General features: G+C 60.0%; 19 protein-coding genes and 1 tRNA gene. 3 read left to right on the top strand and 17 right to left on the bottom strand.

Going from position 1 to position 19,985, the window contains the following annotated elements:
- Positions 1–79: 79 nt before the first annotated feature.
- The 3 genes from AC6I6H_RS19125 to AC6I6H_RS19135 all read right to left on the bottom strand — a co-directional run bounded on the left by AC6I6H_RS19125 (position 80) and on the right by AC6I6H_RS19135 (position 4,035).
- A complete protein-coding gene (locus AC6I6H_RS19125) occupies positions 80–943 on the bottom strand; it encodes an aldose epimerase family protein (protein WP_497955623.1) in 864 nt (287 codons plus the stop codon).
- A gap of 183 nt (positions 944–1,126) precedes the next feature.
- The gene (locus AC6I6H_RS19130) at positions 1,127–2,398 is read right to left on the bottom strand and encodes a WD40/YVTN/BNR-like repeat-containing protein (protein WP_497955627.1); all 1,272 of its coding nucleotides are present in this window, start codon (positions 2,396–2,398) and stop codon (positions 1,127–1,129) included.
- Between the two features lie 134 nt (positions 2,399–2,532).
- On the bottom strand, positions 2,533–4,035 hold the full coding sequence (locus AC6I6H_RS19135; RefSeq protein WP_497955630.1) for a SulP family inorganic anion transporter: 1,503 nt from the start codon (positions 4,033–4,035) through the stop codon (positions 2,533–2,535).
- A gap of 287 nt (positions 4,036–4,322) precedes the next feature.
- Here AC6I6H_RS19135 and AC6I6H_RS19140 point away from each other — a divergent pair, with 287 nt between their 5' ends.
- The 3 genes from AC6I6H_RS19140 to AC6I6H_RS19150 are packed head-to-tail and all read left to right on the top strand — an operon-like array spanning position 4,323 to position 6,951.
- Positions 4,323–5,243: a helix-turn-helix transcriptional regulator gene (locus AC6I6H_RS19140; RefSeq protein WP_497955632.1), complete on the top strand. Its 921-nt coding sequence runs from the start codon at positions 4,323–4,325 to the stop codon at positions 5,241–5,243.
- Positions 5,244–5,286: 43 nt separating this feature from the next.
- A complete protein-coding gene (locus AC6I6H_RS19145) occupies positions 5,287–6,003 on the top strand; it encodes an AlkZ-related protein (protein WP_497955635.1) in 717 nt (238 codons plus the stop codon).
- A gap of 27 nt (positions 6,004–6,030) precedes the next feature.
- Positions 6,031–6,951: a hypothetical protein gene (locus AC6I6H_RS19150; protein WP_497955636.1), complete on the top strand. Its 921-nt coding sequence runs from the start codon at positions 6,031–6,033 to the stop codon at positions 6,949–6,951.
- 36 nt (positions 6,952–6,987) lie between these two features.
- Here AC6I6H_RS19150 and AC6I6H_RS19155 read toward each other — a convergent pair whose 3' ends face one another.
- The 14 genes from AC6I6H_RS19155 to AC6I6H_RS19220 all read right to left on the bottom strand — a co-directional run bounded on the left by AC6I6H_RS19155 (position 6,988) and on the right by AC6I6H_RS19220 (position 19,405).
- Positions 6,988–7,800 carry an alpha/beta fold hydrolase gene (locus tag AC6I6H_RS19155; RefSeq protein ID WP_497955638.1) on the bottom strand — a complete coding sequence of 271 codons (813 nt, stop codon included), beginning with the start codon at positions 7,798–7,800 and terminating at the stop codon, positions 6,988–6,990.
- A gap of 181 nt (positions 7,801–7,981) precedes the next feature.
- Positions 7,982–8,230, bottom strand: a complete 249-nt coding sequence (locus tag AC6I6H_RS19160) for a glutaredoxin family protein (protein WP_497955639.1) — start codon at positions 8,228–8,230, stop codon at positions 7,982–7,984.
- A 48-nt stretch (positions 8,231–8,278) separates the two neighbouring features.
- The gene (gene trxB, locus AC6I6H_RS19165; RefSeq protein ID WP_497955641.1) at positions 8,279–9,220 is read right to left on the bottom strand and encodes a thioredoxin-disulfide reductase; all 942 of its coding nucleotides are present in this window, start codon (positions 9,218–9,220) and stop codon (positions 8,279–8,281) included.
- 227 nt (positions 9,221–9,447) lie between these two features.
- Positions 9,448–10,200 (bottom strand): winged helix-turn-helix domain-containing protein, encoded by a 753-nt coding sequence (locus tag AC6I6H_RS19170; protein ID WP_497955643.1) that lies wholly within the window; start codon positions 10,198–10,200, stop codon positions 9,448–9,450.
- The gene (locus AC6I6H_RS19175; protein ID WP_497955647.1) at positions 10,161–10,574 is read right to left on the bottom strand and encodes a Fur family transcriptional regulator; all 414 of its coding nucleotides are present in this window, start codon (positions 10,572–10,574) and stop codon (positions 10,161–10,163) included. The genes AC6I6H_RS19170 and AC6I6H_RS19175 overlap by 40 nt, the downstream gene beginning before the upstream one ends.
- A gap of 194 nt (positions 10,575–10,768) precedes the next feature.
- Positions 10,769–11,599, bottom strand: coding sequence for a class I SAM-dependent methyltransferase (locus tag AC6I6H_RS19180; RefSeq protein WP_497955649.1), 831 nt, complete (start codon positions 11,597–11,599; stop codon positions 10,769–10,771).
- Between the two features lie 282 nt (positions 11,600–11,881).
- Positions 11,882–12,955 (bottom strand): ABC transporter substrate-binding protein, encoded by a 1,074-nt coding sequence (locus AC6I6H_RS19185; protein ID WP_497955651.1) that lies wholly within the window; start codon positions 12,953–12,955, stop codon positions 11,882–11,884.
- Positions 12,952–13,758 (bottom strand): ABC transporter permease, encoded by an 807-nt coding sequence (locus AC6I6H_RS19190; protein WP_497955654.1) that lies wholly within the window; start codon positions 13,756–13,758, stop codon positions 12,952–12,954. The genes AC6I6H_RS19185 and AC6I6H_RS19190 overlap by 4 nt, the downstream gene beginning before the upstream one ends.
- Positions 13,755–14,561: an ABC transporter permease gene (locus AC6I6H_RS19195; RefSeq protein WP_497955656.1), complete on the bottom strand. Its 807-nt coding sequence runs from the start codon at positions 14,559–14,561 to the stop codon at positions 13,755–13,757. Before AC6I6H_RS19195 ends, AC6I6H_RS19190 begins: the two co-directional genes overlap by 4 nt.
- Positions 14,551–15,660 (bottom strand): ABC transporter ATP-binding protein, encoded by a 1,110-nt coding sequence (locus tag AC6I6H_RS19200; protein ID WP_497955658.1) that lies wholly within the window; start codon positions 15,658–15,660, stop codon positions 14,551–14,553. Before AC6I6H_RS19200 ends, AC6I6H_RS19195 begins: the two co-directional genes overlap by 11 nt.
- A gap of 33 nt (positions 15,661–15,693) precedes the next feature.
- Positions 15,694–16,236: a helix-turn-helix domain-containing protein gene (locus tag AC6I6H_RS19205; protein ID WP_497955661.1), complete on the bottom strand. Its 543-nt coding sequence runs from the start codon at positions 16,234–16,236 to the stop codon at positions 15,694–15,696.
- A 1,538-nt stretch (positions 16,237–17,774) separates the two neighbouring features.
- Positions 17,775–18,599, bottom strand: coding sequence for a glutamate racemase (gene murI / locus AC6I6H_RS19210; RefSeq protein WP_497955663.1), 825 nt, complete (start codon positions 18,597–18,599; stop codon positions 17,775–17,777).
- Between the two features lie 114 nt (positions 18,600–18,713).
- A tRNA-Lys gene (locus AC6I6H_RS19215) sits at positions 18,714–18,786 on the bottom strand.
- 106 nt (positions 18,787–18,892) lie between these two features.
- Positions 18,893–19,405, bottom strand: a complete 513-nt coding sequence (locus AC6I6H_RS19220; protein WP_497955664.1) for a hypothetical protein — start codon at positions 19,403–19,405, stop codon at positions 18,893–18,895.
- Between the last annotated feature and the right edge of the window lie 580 nt (positions 19,406–19,985).

Genomic DNA, 19,985 nt, shown 5'->3' on the forward strand with positions numbered 1-19,985 from the left:
AATAACGCAACTTTATTTTCATTTTCTGTGGTGCCCGCCAGGGCACGGGTGGCTAACGGTATCCGGAAGGAGAGCCGGTTCAGTCCGCCAGAATGCTCATTTCCAGGCGGAGCTCAGACCCGGGCTCCACGAACAGCAGCTCTTCCTTGCGCAGCATTTCGCCGTTTTTGGCCGTCCAGGGCTCTACGCAAACAAACGGCTTGCCGGGCGTCGTCCAGAGCACAACGTACCGGAACTCGGCGCTGTAGTCTAATTTTGCTCCGGCGCCGTCCGCGTCCCGGAACGAAATTTCGCGTTCCCGGGCATCCAGCAAAGCGACGGCTTCCACGGATCCGCTGAGGTCGAGCGTTCCTTCGAACGGCTTCTCGCGGCCGTCGTTGTAGTCGAGCAGCCGGGTCGCATCCGTCCGGTAAGCAACCGGTCCCGCCGAAGCGGCAAAGTACGGATGAAAGCCGGGGTACATCGGCATCGGCTTCTCCGAACGGTTCGCGTACGTCTGCTCGATTTTCAGTCGGCCGTCCTTCAGCCGGTAGGTGAAGCGCAGCTCGAACGCAAACGGGAAGGAAGCCAGCGTTTCCGCGTCCGCTTCCAGCCGGAGGGTCAGCCAGGCGCCGTCGTCCGTGCCGGAGGACACGACCTCCCAGGCCCGGTCGCGGGCGACCCCGTGGTTCTTCATCGGGTAACCGGTCCCTTCCCATTCGTACCGGCCCTCCGGCAGCTGTCCGCTGATCGGAAAAAGCACCGGAATGCCGCCGCGGATGTTGGCCGCCGGATCGGCAAAGGTCGCCCGGTCAAGGTATAACAGCTCTCGGCCGCCGGCTTCAAAGCCGAGCACGATGCCGCCGCGCTCCGGGCATATGGCCGCGCGCGAGCCGGTGTTTTCCTCCCGCAGCTCCCAGATCGGATAAATGTCGGTGTACGTTCGAATCTCATGATTTGCCATCGGTTGTCTCCTTGCGCAGCGTTATTGGCGTTATTGCCGCCGGAAGGCGGCCTCTGGGCGGTTGACTCGCCGGTCAATCGCTTTGTCCTCATTATCATCGCTCAGCAATGGCGTTTTGTAAACCCGGACCGGCTGCGGCTTTCCCCTTTGCCCGGCCCGCCCCACAAGCGACGCAGGTTCCGCCTACCCGCCAAACCGATAGACCTCCCGCCAGCTGGAGCCTCCGTCGCCGGTAACGAAAATCCCCCGGCTCGTGGCGACATAACCCGTCTCGCGGGTGTAAAAGGACATGACCCCGCCGTAGCCGGTCAGCCCTTTGCTCCCGTTGGCCCACGATTTTCCGCCGTCCCGGGTGAAGCCGACCGTAACGGCCTTCTCTTCCTCGCATGGGGGGCATTCGCCCGAGAGGAAGGCAATGTCCGAGCTCACCGCGACGAGCGAAACGGGACGCGTTTCCGGTCCCTTCGGCACGTCCGGCCCGCCGGGGCCGACATAGCCGGGAGCGGGCCCGCCGCCCGCCGTGGCGTTCGCCGCAACCGGCTCCCAATGCGCGCCTCCGTCCGGCGTGTGAAAAAGCGCGTACGAGGTCTGGTTCATCCCGGAGCCGCCCAGCACCTCGACCCAGGCGTCATCTTTGTGGGACGCGCGGATCACCGCCCTTTCGGCAGGCGCTTCCGTCCGGCGGACAAATACCGACCGCCACGTTTTGCCGCCGTCGGTCGTCCGTTCCACATGAAAGCTCGCCGGCCGCGACGTCACCGCCCAGCCGTGGCGTTCGTCGTAGAAATAAGCTTCACCGACAAGGCTGGCGGGCAGCATTGCCTTCTGCCAGGTCTCGCCGCCGTCGCGGGTAAAGCTTTTGCCGCTGAAGCCGTTGTTCTCGTCGAAAAACCGGAGGCTTCTTCCGAGCTCCGGGTGCCGGGACGCGGACCAGGTTGCGCCGCCGTCGGTCGTCCGCAGCAGGTAGCCGCCTTCTTCGTCCGGCTTCGCCGCAACCGCCCAGCCGGTCCGGCCGTCCAGCAGAAAAAGCTCCGAGACGGACAGATCGCCTTCGTATTCCGCTGTCCAGCTTTTTCCGCCGTCCCGGGTATGGGCGATATATCCGTCGCCCCCGATCCAGCCTTCCTCCGCGCTGACAAAATACAGCGCCTGCGCCGCGGGCGCATTTTCATCCGCCCAGACCGCGGGCGGTTTTGCCGCCGGAAGCGGCGTTGCGGCCGCGGGGGACGAAACGCCCCCGGGCGCGGTAGAAGCGGCGGAAGTTTCGCCGGCGCTCCCCCCGGACGGCGCAGCGCCGGGAGAACCGGCGGCGGTCGGCGTCGCGGCCGCCGGCGCCGTGAGGGATGCGCCGCCCGACGGATCATTTGGCGAAGCGGCATTGCCGCCGTTCGTACAACCCGCCGCCAGCAGCAGGATTGCGGCGGCTGCGAATGCCAGTCCTTTTCGATTCAACATGGTGGATCGCCTCCGAACGGATAGCTTGGGCCCTCTGACCGCGTAAGACAAGCAGCGGGCTCTCTCCTATTCTTTACCCAAACGCAACGAAACGGGCCTGGAATCAGGCCCGTTTCGTTTCGAAAGTTTTTGAGTCAGTGCCGGATAGCGGCGGGAATGCCGGTCCGGTCGACCAGCTTCCGGCTTTCCTCGTTCAAGCCGGTGACGGTCACGGTTTTGCCGAGGGCGGCGTATCTCTCCGCCACCTTGGCAATGGCATTTATGCCCGATTGGTCCCACACATGGGAGCGGGAAAGGTCGATCACAATCCGGCCGCCGTCCCCGCGGTAATCGAACAGCCGCGTAAACGGCGTCATCGTGCCGAAAAACAGCGGACCGGAGACCCGGTAAACCCGCACGCCCGCCTGCTTGTTCGCGGCGGAGTCCGCCGCTCCGCCGGCACTGGCGGACGGCTCTTGCTCGCAAACGGCGTCGGCTTTCACCTGCGCCGTCTTCCAGGCAAAGCGGACGGCGCTCAGCACAATGCCCAGCACGACGCCGGCCGCCAGGTTCGAGGTGTACACCACAACCGCCACGGTGGCCAGCATAATCGCCGCATCCCCGCGGGGAATCCGGTGCAGCGTGCGCAGCGACTGCCAGTCAAAGGTGCCGACCGACACCATGATCATAACCCCGACCAGGGCCGGCATCGGAATCACCCGCACCACGTCGCCCAGCGCCAGGATCAGGAACAGCAGAAAGGACCCGGCGACGAAGGTGGACAGCCGTTTGCGGCCGCCTGATTTAAGGTTGATAACGGTTTGGCCGATCATCGCGCAGCCCGCCATGCCGCCAAACAGGCCGGCCAGCGCGTTTGCGATGCCTTGCCCGCGGATTTCCCGGTTTTTGTCGCTCTCCGTTTCCGTCATTTCGTCCGCGATCGTAGCCGTCAGGAGCGATTCCGTGATGCCGACGAGCGCCAGCGCAAAGGACAGCGGAAGGATGGTCCACAGCATGTCCAGCGACAACGGAACCTGGGGCAGGTGGAACACCGGGAGCGACTGGGTGATCGTCCCCATTTCGCCGACCGTGCTCACGTCCGCTCCGGTCGCGGCCGTAAGAGCCGTCATGACGACGATGGCGACCAAAGCGGAGGGAACCGCCTTTGTAACAAGAGGAAGCAGATAAATGATCGCCAGCGTGCCCGCGATCATCAGGTAGGCCGGCCAGCCCGCTCCCCGCATATGGGGCAGCTGGGCCATAAAGATAATGATGGCCAAGGCGTTTACGAAGCCAACGATCACGGAATGCGGAACAAAGGTAATGAAGCGGCCGAACTTCACGGCGCCGAGCCCCCACTGGATAAGGCCCGTAAGGATGGTGGCGGCATAAAGATATTCAATGCCGTGGCTGGCGATAAGCGGCCCCATGAGCGAAGCCATCGCTCCGGTTGCGGCGGAAATCATGCCCGGACGGCCGCCAAAAAAGGAAATTGTGACGGCAATGACGAAGGAAGCGTAAAGCCCGACCATCGGATCGACCCCGGCCATAATCGAAAAAGCGATCGCTTCGGGAATCAGGGCGAACGCAACGGTAAGACCCGACAAAATATCGCGCCGGGTATTGCCGAAAAATTCTTTTGAGAGAGATGAAATCAACGGGATGTTCCTTTCCGGATGAAGTGGTTGGCTCCCCCCTTTCAGGTTTGCCGGGTCCGTTATGTCAATGGTTTCGATTATAATAGGTCGCAACGGCTTTTTCAGAAGCCTTTTCCCCGGTGTAAGCGGATAAATCCGCCGCATTCCCGTTCATTCGCTCTTTATCTCCGTTTTTCCGTATTTTTCGCTCTTCCTTCTATATTTATTTCTACCTGCGTTTTAATGGTGACAAAAATGTTGTCACCGACAGGGCTTTATACTGAAACCATGCGGCAAGGAGGTTCCCCATGAACCGAAAAGACCGGCTGATGGCGCTTTTGCTCGCGCTGCAGCACCACCAGGAGACTGCATCCGCTTTGGCCGAAAAGTTCGAGGTGTCGAAGCGGACGATTATCCGCGACATGCAAGCTTTGTCCGAAATGGGCGTGCCGCTCTATTCCGTGGCCGGTCCCTCCGGCGGCTACCGCTTGATGGAAAGCTACCGTCTGGCTCCGCTCCAGCTGGTACCCCGCGAAGCGCTGGCGCTGCTGTTTGCGCTGCGGGCGCTCCAGGGGTACGCGGACACCCCCTTCAACAGCGAACGCTGGACGGTGCACGACAAGCTGACGGCCATTCTACCCGAAGAGACGCTGCGGCAGGCGGAAGCGCTTCTGTCCCATCTGGAGCTGGAGGTACCCAGACGCCGCTACCGGACGCCGCATTTGGAGGCTCTGCTGCACTACGCCGCCCGGGGGGAGTGCGTGGAGGCCCTCTACCGCTCCCGAACCGCCCCGAAGCCCGTGCTCCTGCGGCCGGAAAGAATCTATGCCGCAAGCGGATTCTGGTATTGCGAGGCCTTGTCGTACACCCATCGCGAACGGCGGGTTTTCCGCGTCGACCGCTTCGAATCGCTCACGGTCCGGACCGCGCCGGAGGATGCTCCTCCGCTGCCGGCCGCCCGGACGGATTCGCCTCCTTTTCGCCTGTGCGTCCGCCTGACGTACCGGGGCATGCTGGAGAGCGAGCGGGACGTGCACCTGGGCGAGCAGATCGTCCAGGCCGGCGATGACGCCTGGGAGCTCGATTGCCTGCTTCCGGCAGCGGAGCGCGAATGGGCCGTCCGGTTTTTCTTTTCGCTCGGAGAGGATGCCGAGGTGCTGGAGCCCTCCGACCTGCGGGAGAGCCTGCGGGAAAAGGCCGAACGCTTGGCCCGGCAGTATGCCGAATGAACCGCCGTACGCCGATTAACCACCAAAAAGGAGATGCTTCCCGATGACCCGACAACCGTCAACCGCCCCGCCCTTTCTAGAAACCTATCGGGATGCCGAGGAAGCAGTGCGCCGTCTCGGTATTCTGCCGCTGGCGCCCGCCATTCCCGACCATCCCTCCTTCGCTTCACTGACCTCCCCGGACGCCTGGCATACGGACCTCGACACCGATCCCTGGCGCTGGCGGGTTCGCTTCCCTTCGGAAGGAACGGCCGCCTACGGCAAGTTTTTCAAGCAAAAGAACTCCCTCATCGACACGCGGCTGTTCGTCTGCCTGCGGATGCTGCGGAGCACCGGCAAAAGCGTGGCGGACCGCTGCGCCGAGGGGACCCTGCCCCGGGAGGCGCAAACGGTATATGAAATCATCGCCGAAACGGGCGGCATCGACGCGCGGGAGCTGCGCGCGGCGGCCGGTCTGAAGGCAAAGGAGCGCAAAGCGGATTTCGACCGCGCGCTGCACGCCCTGCAGGAGGGCTTTGACATCGTGGTGGCCGGATCGGCCCAACCCGTTAACGCGGAGGGCGAGAAAAACGGCTGGAGCAGCATGGTTTATTTGACGGCGGAGGATTGGCTGACGCGTGTTCCGCCGTCCCTCGACGCTCCGGCTGATCCCCGGGAAGCCGCCGCGCGGGCCGAAGCCTGGCTGTCGGAAGCTTGCTCGGAGAAGGCTTACCGGTTCTTGGACGAGCGGTACGGAATCAGCAAAACCATGCGGAACTAAACCGGAATAAGAGAGGCGGAAAAAATCATGCACGAAAAATCGGACGAGACTTACAGCAGAGCGCGGGACTTCCTTTACCGGAATGCCCGGCTGCTGGATGTGAAACGGTTTGAATATCATTTTGAAGGAGGAACGCGGGAAGCGGTCGTTCGGGCATTGGCGGCTTACCGCAACGGGGACGGGGGCTTCGGAAACGGGCTGGAAGCGGACATGCGCTGCCCGGACAGCCAGCCGGTGGCGACCGAGGAGGCGCTCCTGATCCTGGACGAGCTTGGCGGCCCGGAAGACGGGGAGGCCGAACGCGGGATGATCGCCGGCGTTCTTCGTTTCCTGGAAGGCATCACCCGGGAAACCGGAGGTTTTCCACGTTCGCTTGTTTCCGTCAACGCCTATCCGCACGCCCCTTGGTGGACGACCGAAAGCGACGCGGCAGCTTCGTTAAACCCGACCGGCCGCATCGCCGGGCTGCTGCTCAAATGGCATAAAAAAAGCCCCTTCCTCCCGGACAACGGCCGGAACGGGGAGTGGTGGGACAAGACGCTGGCCTTTCTTTGGGGCGAACTGGAGCGGCTTTCGTCCGCCGATTACCATGAGCTGATCCAGGCGGCCTCCTTCCTGGAGTGGGTGCCGGACCGGGAAAGGGCCGCACACGCCCGGGTTCGCCTCGAGGGGCTTCTGCAAGCCCCGGGCGTTATGGTCACCGACACCGGGGCGCAAGGGTATGTGCATAAGGTGCTGGACTGGGCGCCGCGCCCCGACAGCTATTGCGCCCGTTTTTTCGATGCCGGAACGGTGGAGGAGCATTTGAATGCCCTGCTCGCCGGGCAGTCGGACGACGGAGGCTGGCCGCTGAGCTTTGCGTCTATTTCCCCTTCCGCGAATGAGCAGTGGCGCGGTACGCTGACGGTAAACCGGCTTTTGACCCTGCGCGCCTACGGCCGCTTGTAAACGCCGGGACGCCGGCCGGGGCCACTCCCTCCGGGTTTAATCCAGGAAGTCCAGCAGCAGCCGGTTGAAGCTCCCGGGGTCTTCTACCATAAAAGGCTGTCCGCTGTCCTCCATCACCTGCTTCCGGGCGAGCGGGATGCCGCGTTCAAGCAGGTCCGCGATTCTCCGGTTGTGCGGAAGGTCCGCGCTGCCCGTCAGAATCAGCGCCGGCACTCGGATCTGCCCCAGCCTCCGGCTTGCATACGGCTTAAGGGGAACGCACAGGTTCGGATCTCCTTCGCAAAAGTTGCCGGGGTGCCGCACGATTTCCAGCACCCTGGCGAGCGCATCCCGGTTGTGCCCGGAAGGAAAATGATGCGCCCAAAAAGGGTCCGCGATAAACGCTTCTATGGCGGCTTCCACTCCCTTGGACCGGGCAAGGGAGTAAAGCCGCGTCAGCTTCCAAAGCTGCGCAAAGGGGAGCCGAATGCCGTGCAAAGCGGGAGACGCCAAAACAAGCGAACGGACGGTTTGCGGGTAGGCCAGCGTAAAGTCGATCCCCGCCGCCGCTCCGGCCCCCGAACCGACCAGCGCGGCTCCCCGGACACCGAGCAGATCCAGAAGCGATTTCAGGTCTTCATGATGGCTGAACGGAGCATCCGGCTGGTCGGACTTTCCGTGTCCGCGCAAATCGTAACGTATCACTTTATAGCCGGCTTTCACGAGCGGCTCCACCTGGGCGTCCCAAATGCGCAAATCGTGAAACGCTCCGTGTATAAAAACAACCGGGGGCCCGTCGCCGCACATTTCATAGTACAGCCTGCCCCCGCCTGTCATCCAGTAATCCCTTTCCTTCAGCAATACACCCACTTTCCACACCTCCTACAGAAAAAGGAAACAAAGAAATATGTTCCATGTATTTCCATAGTACCACAGAATTCCACCGCTTGTCCCATTCGATTCGAACCATTCGAAGCGTTCTTTTTCGACAGCAAAAAGCCTTCGGAGCAAAGCTCTCCGAAGGCCGGGTTCCGCATGGGGCAAGGGATGGTTACCCTTTGAGGGCCGAGATGGCAAGACCCAGCCGCGACGGGTCAAAACCGACAATTTTCTCTTCGCCGAAAAGGATGACGGGGACGCCGCGCATGCCCATTTGAAACAATTCCTCGCCATAGACGGCGTTCTGATCGACGTTGCGCTCCTCAAACTCGATTCCGCGCTCGGTCAAATAATTTTTGGCCTGAACGCAGTAGGGGCAATGATTTCGGGAATAGACGACGACTTTCGTTTGCTCGGACATGGAACCCTCTCCTTTGACAGGTAATAAATTTCCGCTTGCGGAACCGGCTCAAAGCGCCAGCACTTCGGCGTTGATGCCTTCCAGGTAACGCTCGCAGTCGATGGCCGCCATACAACCCGTTCCCGCCGCACTGATCGCCTGGCGGTAGCGGCTGTCCTGCACATCGCCGCAGGCGAACACGCCGGGGACGCCGGTTTCCGTCGTTCCGGGCCGCACGACCAGATACCCGTTCGCGTCGGTCGTCAGCTGACCGCCGAGGAAGCCGGTGTTCGGCGTGTGGCCGATGGCGATGAAAATGCCGTCGGTTTCCATCACTTCTTCTACACCCGTCTCGTTATTCCTTACCCGCAAACCGGTCACGCCTTTGTCGCCCGCGAGCACTTCCAGCGGCGTACGGTTCAGGCTCCAGCGGATTTTCGGGTTTTGCCGGGCGCGGTCCTGCATGATCTTGGAGGCGCGCAGCTCGTTGCGCCGGTTGACGACCGTCACCTCGGAAGCGAAGCGGGTCAGGAAATGCGCTTCCTCCATTGCCGAGTCCCCTCCGCCCACGACAATAATCTTTTTGCCGCGGAAAAAGAAGCCGTCGCAGGTCGCGCAGGTGCTGACGCCGCGCCCGATGTTCTCCTGCTCGCCCGGGATGCCCAGGTATTTTGCGGATGCGCCCGTGGAAATAATCAGCGTTTCCGTCTTCAGCTCGCCGAGTCCTTCCACCTTTAACGTGAACGGCCGCTGCGTCAGATCGGTTTCCGTGATCCAGCCGGTGCGGAATTCCGCGCCGAAGCGTTCCGCCTGCTTCCGCATGTTGTCCATCAGCTCGGGACCCATGATGCCTTCCGGGAATCCCGGAAAGTTTTCGATTTCGGTTGTGGTGGTCAGCTGGCCGCCCGGCTGGGGGCCTTCAATAACCAGGGGCTTCAGGTTCGCCCGCGCCATGTAGATGGCTGCCGTCAGCCCGGCCGGTCCGGTTCCGACAATAATGGATTTGTACATTTGCCTTCTCCTCCGTCTCTCTTCGGACGTTCCTTCCTTTTCTTTCTTGAAGCCATCTTATCACCGCCGGGTGCGGCGATCATGAAGATCGAATGAAGGAAGGGTGAAGGTTTGATGAAAAGGGCGGGGAGGCGCGGCCGCGCCAGGGATGCGGAAGGCCCGCACCCGGTCCCCGCAGTCCTTTCGGACAGCGCAGACCAAGTACAGGCCCCTGTTTTGTTGCTCCTTTAGTCGGCCGTCCGGTAGCCCGCTCCGCGCACCGTGGCGATGTAACGCGGCTTGCGCGGGTCGTCGCCCAGCTTTTGCCGAAGGCTTTTGACGTGAACGTCCACGTAGTTGCTGCCCCCGAAGTAGTCCTCGCCCCAGATGGCATCGAGAATTTCCTGCCGGGTAAGCACGCGGCCCCCCGCCTCCATCAGGCATTTCAGCAGCCCGAATTCCGTTTTGGTGAGCTCGATCCGCACGCCGTCCCGGTGCAGCGTCATCCGTGTGGCGTCCAGCACCAGGTCCTTGAACGCAAAACGGCCGTGCGGCCACGCCGTCACCGAAAGCCTCCCTTCGGTCAGCTCCCATACCTTTGCCAGTGCGGCCTCCACAGGACCGGGCCAGGTTAAAACGGCGGCGTTTCCTCTCGGCGCATCCGCCTCAGCCCCGACCAAATAAAGTGTCGGCCCCTTGCCGCTCAGGCTGTGCGCGTCTCCGGCGTCGGCCGCCGCGGCGCCGGGCGTCCGGTCGATGATATACAAATCGGCCTCGACGGACGCCAGCAGCGGATCGCTTTGCTTGTGGAGCACCAGCACGTCGAAGCAGCGCTCGGTCAGCTCCACCACAAGCGTCCGCAGCGATGCCGGAAAAGGACTCACCACCACGATTCGCCGGGTGGAGGCGCAAAAAGCTCCTTTCGGCAAAGCCTCGTCAAGAACGAGGGCTGCGCCCGGGGTCAATTCGTTCCGGCCGGCGACGGGTTCGATTCCCTGCATGCGGCGCACACTCCCTTCAACAAAAGATCATGGCCGTCCAGACGGTACCCGCTCTTCCCGGCCACCTGCTTTATCCAGTCTGCCGGAGGCTCGACGTACACTTCGTCCACCCGTCCGCAGGCGGTGCAAACGACATGGGCGTGCTCCTCCAGCCGGGCTTCGTAACGGCTGGCTCCTCCCTCCAGCTTCAGCTCGCGCAGAAGCCCTTCCTCGGTCAGGTAGCGCAGCGAATTATATACGGTCGCGTAAGCGATGCAGCAGCCTCGCTCCTTCAGCCGTTCAATGATTTCCGCGGCGGTCGGATGGTCGCCGGAGCAGCAGACCACGTCGTAGACATGCTTGCGGGGTGCGGTCAGTTGTCCTTTGCGGGCCATCGGCATTCCTCTTTTCTATTTTTAGACTTAGTCTAAATATAACATATCAAATTGGAATTGACCAGAGAGCCGCGCCCGGTCTGCGCGGTCCCTGCCAAACGGCTTTCGGCTGTCCGAGGTGACTTTGTAGGAGCCTATTAGGGTATCCGGCAACCGTTAGCCCCTCGGGCCATCACATAACCCAATCAAGCTGCTCAGCGCCGCTCTTTCCGGCATACGAAAATGCCCGACTCCTTCCCGATGGCCAGCATCCCGTCCGGGCCGCGCCGCCCCTCGAGGAAAACGCGGAACTCCTCCGCCCGCCCGGGAGCGAGCACCTCCACGTTCTCCATCAAGCCGTTCAGCGACAGCACGTAATCGACGACCGCCTGCGGATCGTCCACCCGAAGCGCATCCTCGTACCGGTGCACGACCGCCTCCGCAAACACGGGCAAAAGCTGCGCCGTCCCGTTTTGCAGGGAAAACCGGCCGGTCACCGATGCCTGAATGTCCTCGAGGCGGGAAGCGGGATCGAATTCCCGGCACCAGCGGGCCATCTCCCGCATGTTTTCCTCCCCGACCGTCGTGGCATAAAACATGCCCCCCGGCTTCAGGACCCGGCCGAACTCGCTTACTGCCTGTTCGATAGAAGGCACGTGATACAGCATGTGGTTGGCGATGACAATGTCGAACGTTTCGTCGGGATAGCCAATTTGTTCCGCGTTGATGATCCGATAGGATAGAGCCGCCCCGGCTTCCCTCGCTTCCGCGGTATTGGCCTTCGCCCCGGCCAGCATGCCTTCCGAAAAATCGGACAGGACGATGTCCCAGCCGGACGGAATGCGCCGGGCGTTTACCGCCCAAAGCAGCCCGTTTCCGCAGCCCAGCTCCAGCACCCGCGCCGGTTCCTTCTTTTCCATCCGGTCGAATACCCACAGCGGCCACGGGTATTTGTTCGTCCCGTACTTGGCATGAAGCGCCACCCGCGCGTTGAATTTTTGATCCGTTCCGTATTGCCCCGTTTTCAATGGATTGTTATCCGTCACTCGCAAACACGCTCCTCTTCGTCGTCTTCATTCCCCGCTAATGTAAAAAGAAAAAGCCGCCTTCCTTATCGCAAGAAAGACGGCTTCGTGTTGTGCATCCGCAATATCCGATGTTCTCCCGGACCTGTACCTGCCCGACCGGCAGTTTCGTTTCAGGGCGTCCGCCATGTATGGCGGCGAGCGGTTGCTATCGGCGGCTCTTGGGTGTCTCGTCGTCGGAAATCCGCTTCGTCCGCGCCCCAATGACGCTCCGAACCGACGGCTTTTTTTCGGCTTGCGGCCTTACTTTTTGTGCATTTTGAATTCCAGGAAAAGCTCGTTGTAGTGGGAAAGCATCCGTTTGCCGAGGTTGTCGTAAACCTCCAGCTTGTCGGTCAGCTCGGGATCGGGGTAAAAGCGCTTGTCCCCGGAAATGTCCTCCGGCAGAAACTCCATCGCCTTTTCGTTGGGCGTGGAATAACCGACGTATTCCGCATTTTGGGCGGCATGCTCGGGATCGAGCATGAATTCGATAAACTGGTGCGCTCCCTCCAGATTGCGGGCTCCCTTCGGAATGACCATGTTGTCAAACCAGACGTTCGAGCCCTCCTCCGGCACTACGTAGTCCAGTTTGTCGTTTTCGTCCATGATCTCCGACGCGTCGCCCGACCAGACGACGCCCACCGCGGCTTCTTCGTTCGCCAGCAGCATTTTGATTTCGTCGCCGACGATCGCTTTCACGTTCGGGGTCATGCGGTACAGTTTGTTTTTGGCTTCCTGCAGGTGCTCTTCGTTCGTGTCGTTCAGCGAGTAGCCCAGGCTGTTGAGGCCAAAGCCGATCGTTTCCCGCGCGCCGTCCAGGAGCAGAATCTTGTTCTTGAGCGACGGGTCCCACAGGTCGTCCCAGCTGGTGAACGTCAGGTCGCCGACCAGCTCCGGATTGAAGACAACGCCGACCGTCCCCCAGAAATACGGTACGGAATAGTTGTTCCCCGGGTCGAAGGACAAGTCCATAAACCGCGGGTTGATGTTTGCGATGCCCGGCAGCTTGCTGTGGTCGATCGGCAGGAGCAGGTCTTCCTCGATCATTTTGCTGATCGCGTATTCGGACGGAATCGCTACGTCAAACGTCGTGCCGCCCTGCTCGATTTTGGTCATCATCGCTTCGTTGGAATCGAAGGTCTGGTAGATGACCTTCATGCCGGTTTCCTCTTCGAACTCGTTGATCAGCTCGGGGTCGATGTAATCGCCCCAGTTGTAAATGCTGAGCGTATTGCCGCCCGTGTAGCCTTCGGAGGCGTTCAGGTAATGCGTGCCGTACATGAGCAGAAACGCGACGATGAAGATCGTGGCGAAGGTCTGGACAAGCTGCTTCACTTCGGCACCCCCATCCGCGGCGTGCGGTTTGTATGCCGCTGGTTGATGAAGTAATACCCGATCACCAGCAGAATCGTAAACAGGAACAGCAGCGTCGAAAGCGCGTTGATCGACAGCGAGATGCCCTGCCGCGCCCGCGAGTAAATCTCGACGGACAGCGTGGAGTAGCCGTTGCCGGTGACGAAAAAGGTAACCGCGAAATCATCGAGCGAATAGGTCAGCGCCATGAAAAAGCCGGCGAAAATGCCCGGTTTGATGAACGGCAGAATGACCTTGGTCAGCACGTCCCAACGGGTCGCCCCCAGATCGCGGGCGGCGTCGATGAGCGTCGGGCTCATTTCCTGCAGCTTGGGCAGGATCATCAGCACGGCGATGGGCACGCTGAACGCGATATGCGACAGCAGCACGGAGGTAAAGCCAAGCCGCACGCCCAGAATCGTAAACAAAATCAGGAACGAAGCGCCGATGATTACGTCCGGGCTGACGATGAGCACGTTGTTGAAGGCCAGCAGCGCGTTTTTCGCTCTCCGGCGGCGCACCTCTGTGATGGCCAGCGCCCCGGCGATGCCGAGGATGGTCGCAAGGGCCGCGGACAGGAGCGCAATGACCAGCGTGTTGAGCACGATGATCAGAAGCCGGGTGTCCTGAAACACTTCTTTGTAGTAGTCGAGCGTAAAGCCTTCAAAGCCGTGCATCGAGCCGCCGCTGTTGAACGAATAATACATCAGATAGAAGATCGGCGCGTACAGGATGACAAAGATAACCGCCAGGTAAACCCGGGACAGATGATTGACGGGCTTCAAGCTTCCCCCCTCCTTTTGCGCGTGCCGGTGGCGAACATAATGATGACCATGGCGAGAATCAGGAACACGGCGATGGTCGCTCCCATGCCCCAGTCCTGCGTGACCAGAAAGTGCTGCTCGATGGCCGTCCCGAGCGTGATGACCCGGTTCCCCGCAATCAGCCGCGTGATCATAAACAGCGACAGCGCGGGAATGAACACGGCCTGCGCCCCCGATTTGACGCCGTCCAGCGTCAACGGAAGGATAACGCGCCGAAACGTCGTCCAGCCGGAAGCGCCAAGGTCGCGCGAGGCGTCCAACAGGGTCGGATTCAGCTCTTCCAGTGCATTGAAGATCGGCAGAATCATAAACGGAATGAAAATGTAGACCGAAACAAAGACAAAGCTGAAATCCGTAAACAAAATCTGCTTCGTACCGATGCCGATCAGCTCCAGGAAGCTGTTGGCCGCGCCATACGTGCCGAATATGCCGATAAAAGCGTACGCCTTGAGCAGCAGATTGATCCAGGTGGGCAGGATGATCAGCAGCAGCCAAAGCCGCTTGTGCTTGGTGCGGGTCAGCAGATAAGCGGTCGGGTAAGCGATCAGAAGCGAAAAGGCCGTAATCAGAAACGCATACCAGAACGAGCTCAATGTCATCCGCAGGTAAACCGGCGTGAAGAAGTCGGCGTAGTTGGAAAAGGTAAAGTTGCCTTCGATATCAAAAAGCGAGTAATACACGATCATAAGAATCGGCGCGACGACGCACAGGACAATCCACAGCACATACGGAATCAGGTAAAGGTTGCGGGCTTTAGTCTCCATGGCCGACCTCGCTGTAGGCTTCCAGCCGCTTGTCGAATTCTTCCTCCGTCTCGCCGAAGCGCATCACGTGGATCGCTTCCGGATCGAACGCCAGCCCGATGGTCGAGCCGACCTCGGCTTTCTTGGTGGAGTGCACGAGCCATTCGTTGCCCGCTTCGTCGTAGGTGCTGATCTCGTAATGCACCCCGCGGAACAATTGGGTGTCCACCCTTACCTGAAGCTTGCCCAGCTCGGGCGTCGTAATCTCCAGATCCTCGGGCCGGATTACAATCTCCACCGGCTCGTTCGTGCTAAGCCCCTGGTCAACGCATTCAAAACGCTTGCCGGCGAATTCCACCAGGAAGTCTTCCCGCATCATGCCGCTGACAATGTTGGATTCGCCGATGAAGTCGGCCACGAACCGGTTGATCGGCTCGTCGTAGATGTCCGTCGGCGTCCCGCTCTGCTGGATGATGCCGTCGTTCAGCACGAAGATGTAATCGGACATCGCGAGCGCTTCCTCTTGGTCGTGCGTAACGAAAATAAACGTGATGCCCAGGCGGCGCTGCAGCTCGCGAAGCTCGTACTGCATCTCATACCGGAGCTTGAGGTCGAGCGCCGAAAGCGGTTCGTCCAGCAAAATGATCTCCGGCTCGTTCACGATCGCCCTGGCGATCGCCACCCGCTGGCGCTGGCCGCCGGACATTTCGCGGATCTCCCGGTTTTCGTAGCCTGCAAGGTTGACGAAGCGCAGGGCTTCGGCCACCTTTTGCTTGATGGCTGCGTTTTTCATCTTCTTGATGCGCAGGCCGAAGGCCACGTTTTCGAACACGTTCAGATGCGGGAACAGGGCGTAGTCCTGAAACACCGTGTTCACCTGGCGTTCGTTGGCCGGCACGTTGTTAATGATCTTCCCGTTAAAGGAAATCGTTCCTTCGCTCGGGGTGATAAACCCGGCGATCATCCGCAGAATGGTGGTTTTGCCGCAGCCCGACGGGCCCAGCAGGGTGTAAAATTTGCCCCGTTCGATCTCGAAGCTGACATCGTTCAGCACGATGTCGTCATCGTCGTATCGTTTGGTGACATGCTCAAAACGGATGATGGTGTTGTCAGCGGTCATGTCCGGCACTCCTTTTGGCGGTGATGTTCAATGTTACAAATACGATTCCGTGGCAACGAGAATCAATTCCGAGGGACCGTCATGGCCGTTGACGATCTGGTGCTCTTCCGAGGCTTGATAGTAAACCGACTCTCCCGCCGAGGCCGTGTAGGTTCGCTTGCCGAGCCGGATGGTCACCCGCCCGCTCAGCACGTAGGCAAATGTCTCGGAGCGGGACGGCTCGAACTGCTTGAACTCCCCGCTTCCGTCAAACGTCAGGCGGATCGGCTCCATCAGCTTCTCGTTCGATTCCGGCACCAGCCATTGAATCCGGTACCCCCGTTCCTCGTCGCGGAAATCGGTCCGGTCGTCCTCGCCGTATACGACCTTCTGCTCGCGTTCGTCCTCGTCGAAGAAGTCCTTCGGCTTGCAGCCGAGCACCTCCAGAATGTCAAAGAAGGTCTCGATCGAAGGCGAACTGAGGTCGCGCTCGAGCTGGGAGATGTACCCTTTGCTCAAATCCGTCCTCTCGCCGAGCTCCTCCTGGGTCAGCCCTTTTTTCAACCGCAGATTTTTGATCTTTTTGCCGATTTGCATCGAATACCCTCTATTTGTTTAGAATATGTAAACTTCAAGTCGAGAATGTTTGGTATAACCCAACTTAAAGTTTACAATTACGAACTTATTATAGCGCAATCCGCCAAAACTGCAACGGAAATTTTCGTGGCTTTTGGAGGCGTTTTTACGACGAGCATCCGGAGCTTGCGGATGGAAAGAAACCCGAAGAAAAGAGGGAACGCTGCCTCGGTGGCGCTTTTCAAGGGATAAGAACGCTTGCCTCCTGGCGCTTTTTCAAAGGTTAAGAACGACTGCCTCGGTTCCCGGCCGTCGGGCACGACGTTCTCGGTCCTATCCCCCAATAGAGCCCTGCGGCCAGACCGAAAACTACTCCCTTAAGTTGTAGCTATGGGCGAAATTTAGACTTTTTCGTTGCGCTTTAGCCTAAGGCAGAATTAGACTTTCTCATCGCGCTTTAGCCTATGGCAGAACTAGACTTTCTCATCGCGCTTTAGCCTATGGTTGAACCGCCGACTTTTCCACTATGCTTTGGCCTGTCCGCCTGATGAAGACTTTTTTACGAAGTTCGGGCTACCGCAAGCTTTTCGTTTCGTTTTTAGCCAAGTGATTAGTCGCAGACATCCCATTTTACCTGTCGTCCTGCGCTAACGGTTGCCACAGAGCTTATTTCCGCCAAAAGCGCCCTTTTTTTGCGCTAACGGTTGCCATGGAGCTTATTTGAGGAAAAAACGGGCTCCAACCGGCAAAAAATCAAAAATAAGCGCTGTGGCAACCGTTACAAATTTCAAACGCCCATTTTGGGGCAATTAGCCGCTGTGGCAACCGTTAGAGATTCCGTGGCTCTATTGAACAAGACGGTCCCGCTTAATGGGGGGCCGAGTCGGCCGATTTGCACAAAAAAACCTTCCCGCCAAATGGCGAGAAGGCGCACGGCGCACGAGGATTTGTTTACCAAAGAAGCAGTGTTAGCGGTTAGCGATGAGCAAGGGCCCGGGCCTGAATAGGCGGCGAACAAGCCCCGGATGATGCAAACAATTGAGCTATCGGTGATGCTGTCGACTGGGCTATCGGATGCAGCCAACTTTGCTATCAATGATGGCAGACTGGGCCATCGGTGATGCAGCCGATTCAGCTACCATTGTTAAGCGAACTGGCTGCCAGCAAGGCAGCGGACTGGCTACCGGACGAGGCGGTCGACTTGGGCCGTTGTGTTGCAGCCGATTCAGCTCCCATTGTTAAGCGAACTGGCCGCCAGCAAGGCAGCGGACTCGGCTACCGGACGAGGCGGTCGACTTGGACCGTTGTGAGGCAGCCGTTTGAGCTACCATTGTTATGCGAACTGGCTGCCAGCGAGGCAGCGGACTGGCTATCTGACTCGGCTACCGGACGAGGCCTTTGACCGGCAACCGAAGATGCGGTGTAATTGCCTTCCTGCCGGGACGGCTGAGCCACGGGTGGGTACCACGCGACCGGGATAACAGATGATGCGGCAGGTCTTAGGCTGTTGCAGCAGCCTAAAGCTGCCGAAGGGCGGCGTGGTCCGGCTTAATCCGGCCTCAACTGCGCGGCAGTCCGTTCCGGAACCGGTCGGTCCGGTACCAGGCAAAAGCTTGCTTGAGGCGCTCCAGATAGTCCGGGTCGGAGCCGGAGCAGCGGAAATCGATGCCATGCATAGCGGCCTCGTTTGAGATGGGGGACGGCGAGGCGGCCGCCTTGTCTCCAAGAAGCTTCTGCAGCCGGGCGGCGGTTCCGGTGCTCCCGTCGATCAGTCGGACGTGCGGCGGGAGATACTTCGTGAGGAATGTCCGGTAGTAGGGAAAATGGGTGCAGCCCAGCACGACGGTTCCGTAGCGGGCCCAATCAAGGCCCTCAAACTGAGCGGCGAGGTAGCCCTGGACCTTGGGGCCGTCGAACGTCAACGATTCGCACAGCGTGACCAACTCCGGCAGCGGCAGCGAATCCACCACGCTCAGGTCGTCCACACGCTTAACCAGCTCGTGATATTTCGCTTCACGCAGCGTGAGCGGCGTCGCCAGCACGAGTACCCGCCCGCCGCCGCTTTGCTTGCTGATCTCAACGGCAGGTTTGACGGCCGGCTCCATGCCGATCACCGGAATATCGGGATAGCGATCGCGCAAATCCCCAATGGCAATGCTCGTTGCCGTATTGCAGGCCACGACCAGCGCTTTGGTCTCGGCATCCACCAGCGGGCGGATAGCGTCCAGAATGCAGGCCCGCACCTGTTCTTTCGGTTTGGTTCCGTATGGCACGTTCAATCTATCGGCAAAATAAAGGTACGATTCGCCCGGAAGGAGCCGGCGTGCTTCGTGCAGGACCGTCAGTCCGCCAAGCCCCGAGTCAAAAAACACGATGTTGTTCATGCGTTCACCCGTCCGATCTGTGCTCGTTCTTTTGTAAACCAACGCCACATCCGGGCAAAAAAAAACAACCCGGTTCGTTAAACGCGCGGTTGTTTTTTGTCGCTTGGATAAAAGTAGGCCCGGTGGGGATCGAACCCACGACCTGATGATTAAGAGTCAACTGCTCTGCCAGCTGAGCTACGGACCCAAGACACGAATAATATATTATCATGCGGGGATGAATTGTGCAAGTCCTTTTTTATATTTTCCGTCTCGCGTATCCGTAACAGGACCAGCCGCTTTGTCCACTAGTTTTATGAATTCATACCGTCCATCCCGTTTTGGCTCAGCCAATAGGCCAGGCCGCCCGAGGCCAAAATCCGTTTCTCCGCCTCGATTTGCTCTGCGCCTCTGCGGATGCTCTCCGCCAGATCACGGTGATAGGCTAAAAGATACGGCGCGTCGAGGCCCGTCCTTTCCGCACGCGCCACATTGCCAAGCGCGATACCGGCATATTGCAACAGCCCGCCGCGATCGTAAAGAAACGCGCGCACGTCAGCCTCCGCCAGACCGCTCCACGCCACATTCGCTTGCGTCCGTTCCGTCAGTGCCACGGCCGCTATTGCTTTCGCTTCTTCCGCAGCCGCCGCTGCTTCTGTTGCTTCCGTTCCCTCCGCAGCCGCCGCTGCTTCTATTGCTTTCGCTTCTTCCGCAGCCACCGCTGCTTCTGTTGCTTCCGTTCCCTCCGCAGCCGCCGCTGCTTCTATTGCTTCCGCTTCTTCCTCAGCCGCCGTTGCTCCTATTGCTTCCGTTTCCTCCGCAGCCACTGTTGCTCCTATAGCTTCCCTCCCCTCCGCAGCCNTTCTATTGCTTCCGCTTCTTCCTCAGCCGCCGTTGCTCCTATTGCTTCCGTTTCCTCCGCAGCCACTGTTGCTCCTATAGCTTCCCTCCCCTCCGCAGCCGCCCTTGCTTCCGCCACTTTCGTCCGTTCCGCCGTTTCCGCCGTTTCCGAACCGCTGGCCCATTCCGCCGTGCTTGTCGCGTCCGCCGCTTTTTCTTTTTCACTCCTCGCGAAAGAAAGCAGCCCGTTGTAGGAGCCGTCCGCCAGGTCCTCGGCCCAATCGGTCCAATCGTCCGCCATCTGCAGCGTGACAAGCGTCCACTCCAGCGCTTCGACGACCTGCCCGATTTGTTCTTCCTTCCCGGCAAGCAGCAAAGCTGCGACCGCAGACAGCTTGAGCGGCGCAGATTTTCCCGCCGTCCGGCGCAGCTCGGACCGGAAAAAGTCCGCTTCTCCTTCGCCCGTCACGCTTACCGCCCATTCCCCCGTGTATTCCATATAGTAGGCCAGCGCGTCCGGCCGGGACGCAAACAGCGGCAGATAAGCCCTCATGAATTCCGCGTAAA

This window comes from Gorillibacterium sp. sgz306347 (assembly GCF_059735245.1).

What these genes read in the sequence shown, in the direction of transcription:
- AC6I6H_RS19125 (WP_497955623.1), bottom strand. Translation starts at nt 943, where the DNA reads ATGGCAAATCATGAGATTCGAACGTACACCGACATTTATCCGATCTGG.
- AC6I6H_RS19130 (WP_497955627.1), bottom strand. Translation starts at nt 2,398, where the DNA reads ATGTTGAATCGAAAAGGACTGGCATTCGCAGCCGCCGCAATCCTGCTG.
- AC6I6H_RS19140 (WP_497955632.1), top strand. Translation starts at nt 4,323, where the DNA reads ATGAACCGAAAAGACCGGCTGATGGCGCTTTTGCTCGCGCTGCAGCAC.
- AC6I6H_RS19145 (WP_497955635.1), top strand. Translation starts at nt 5,287, where the DNA reads ATGACCCGACAACCGTCAACCGCCCCGCCCTTTCTAGAAACCTATCGG.
- AC6I6H_RS19150 (WP_497955636.1), top strand. Translation starts at nt 6,031, where the DNA reads ATGCACGAAAAATCGGACGAGACTTACAGCAGAGCGCGGGACTTCCTT.
- AC6I6H_RS19160 (WP_497955639.1), bottom strand. Translation starts at nt 8,230, where the DNA reads ATGTCCGAGCAAACGAAAGTCGTCGTCTATTCCCGAAATCATTGCCCC.
- trxB (WP_497955641.1), bottom strand. Translation starts at nt 9,220, where the DNA reads ATGTACAAATCCATTATTGTCGGAACCGGACCGGCCGGGCTGACGGCA.
- AC6I6H_RS19170 (WP_497955643.1), bottom strand. Translation starts at nt 10,200, where the DNA reads ATGCAGGGAATCGAACCCGTCGCCGGCCGGAACGAATTGACCCCGGGC.
- AC6I6H_RS19175 (WP_497955647.1), bottom strand. Translation starts at nt 10,574, where the DNA reads ATGGCCCGCAAAGGACAACTGACCGCACCCCGCAAGCATGTCTACGAC.
- AC6I6H_RS19195 (WP_497955656.1), bottom strand. Translation starts at nt 14,561, where the DNA reads ATGGAGACTAAAGCCCGCAACCTTTACCTGATTCCGTATGTGCTGTGG.
- AC6I6H_RS19200 (WP_497955658.1), bottom strand. Translation starts at nt 15,660, where the DNA reads ATGACCGCTGACAACACCATCATCCGTTTTGAGCATGTCACCAAACGA.
- AC6I6H_RS19205 (WP_497955661.1), bottom strand. Translation starts at nt 16,236, where the DNA reads ATGCAAATCGGCAAAAAGATCAAAAATCTGCGGTTGAAAAAAGGGCTG.
- murI (WP_497955663.1), bottom strand. Translation starts at nt 18,599, where the DNA reads ATGAACAACATCGTGTTTTTTGACTCGGGGCTTGGCGGACTGACGGTC.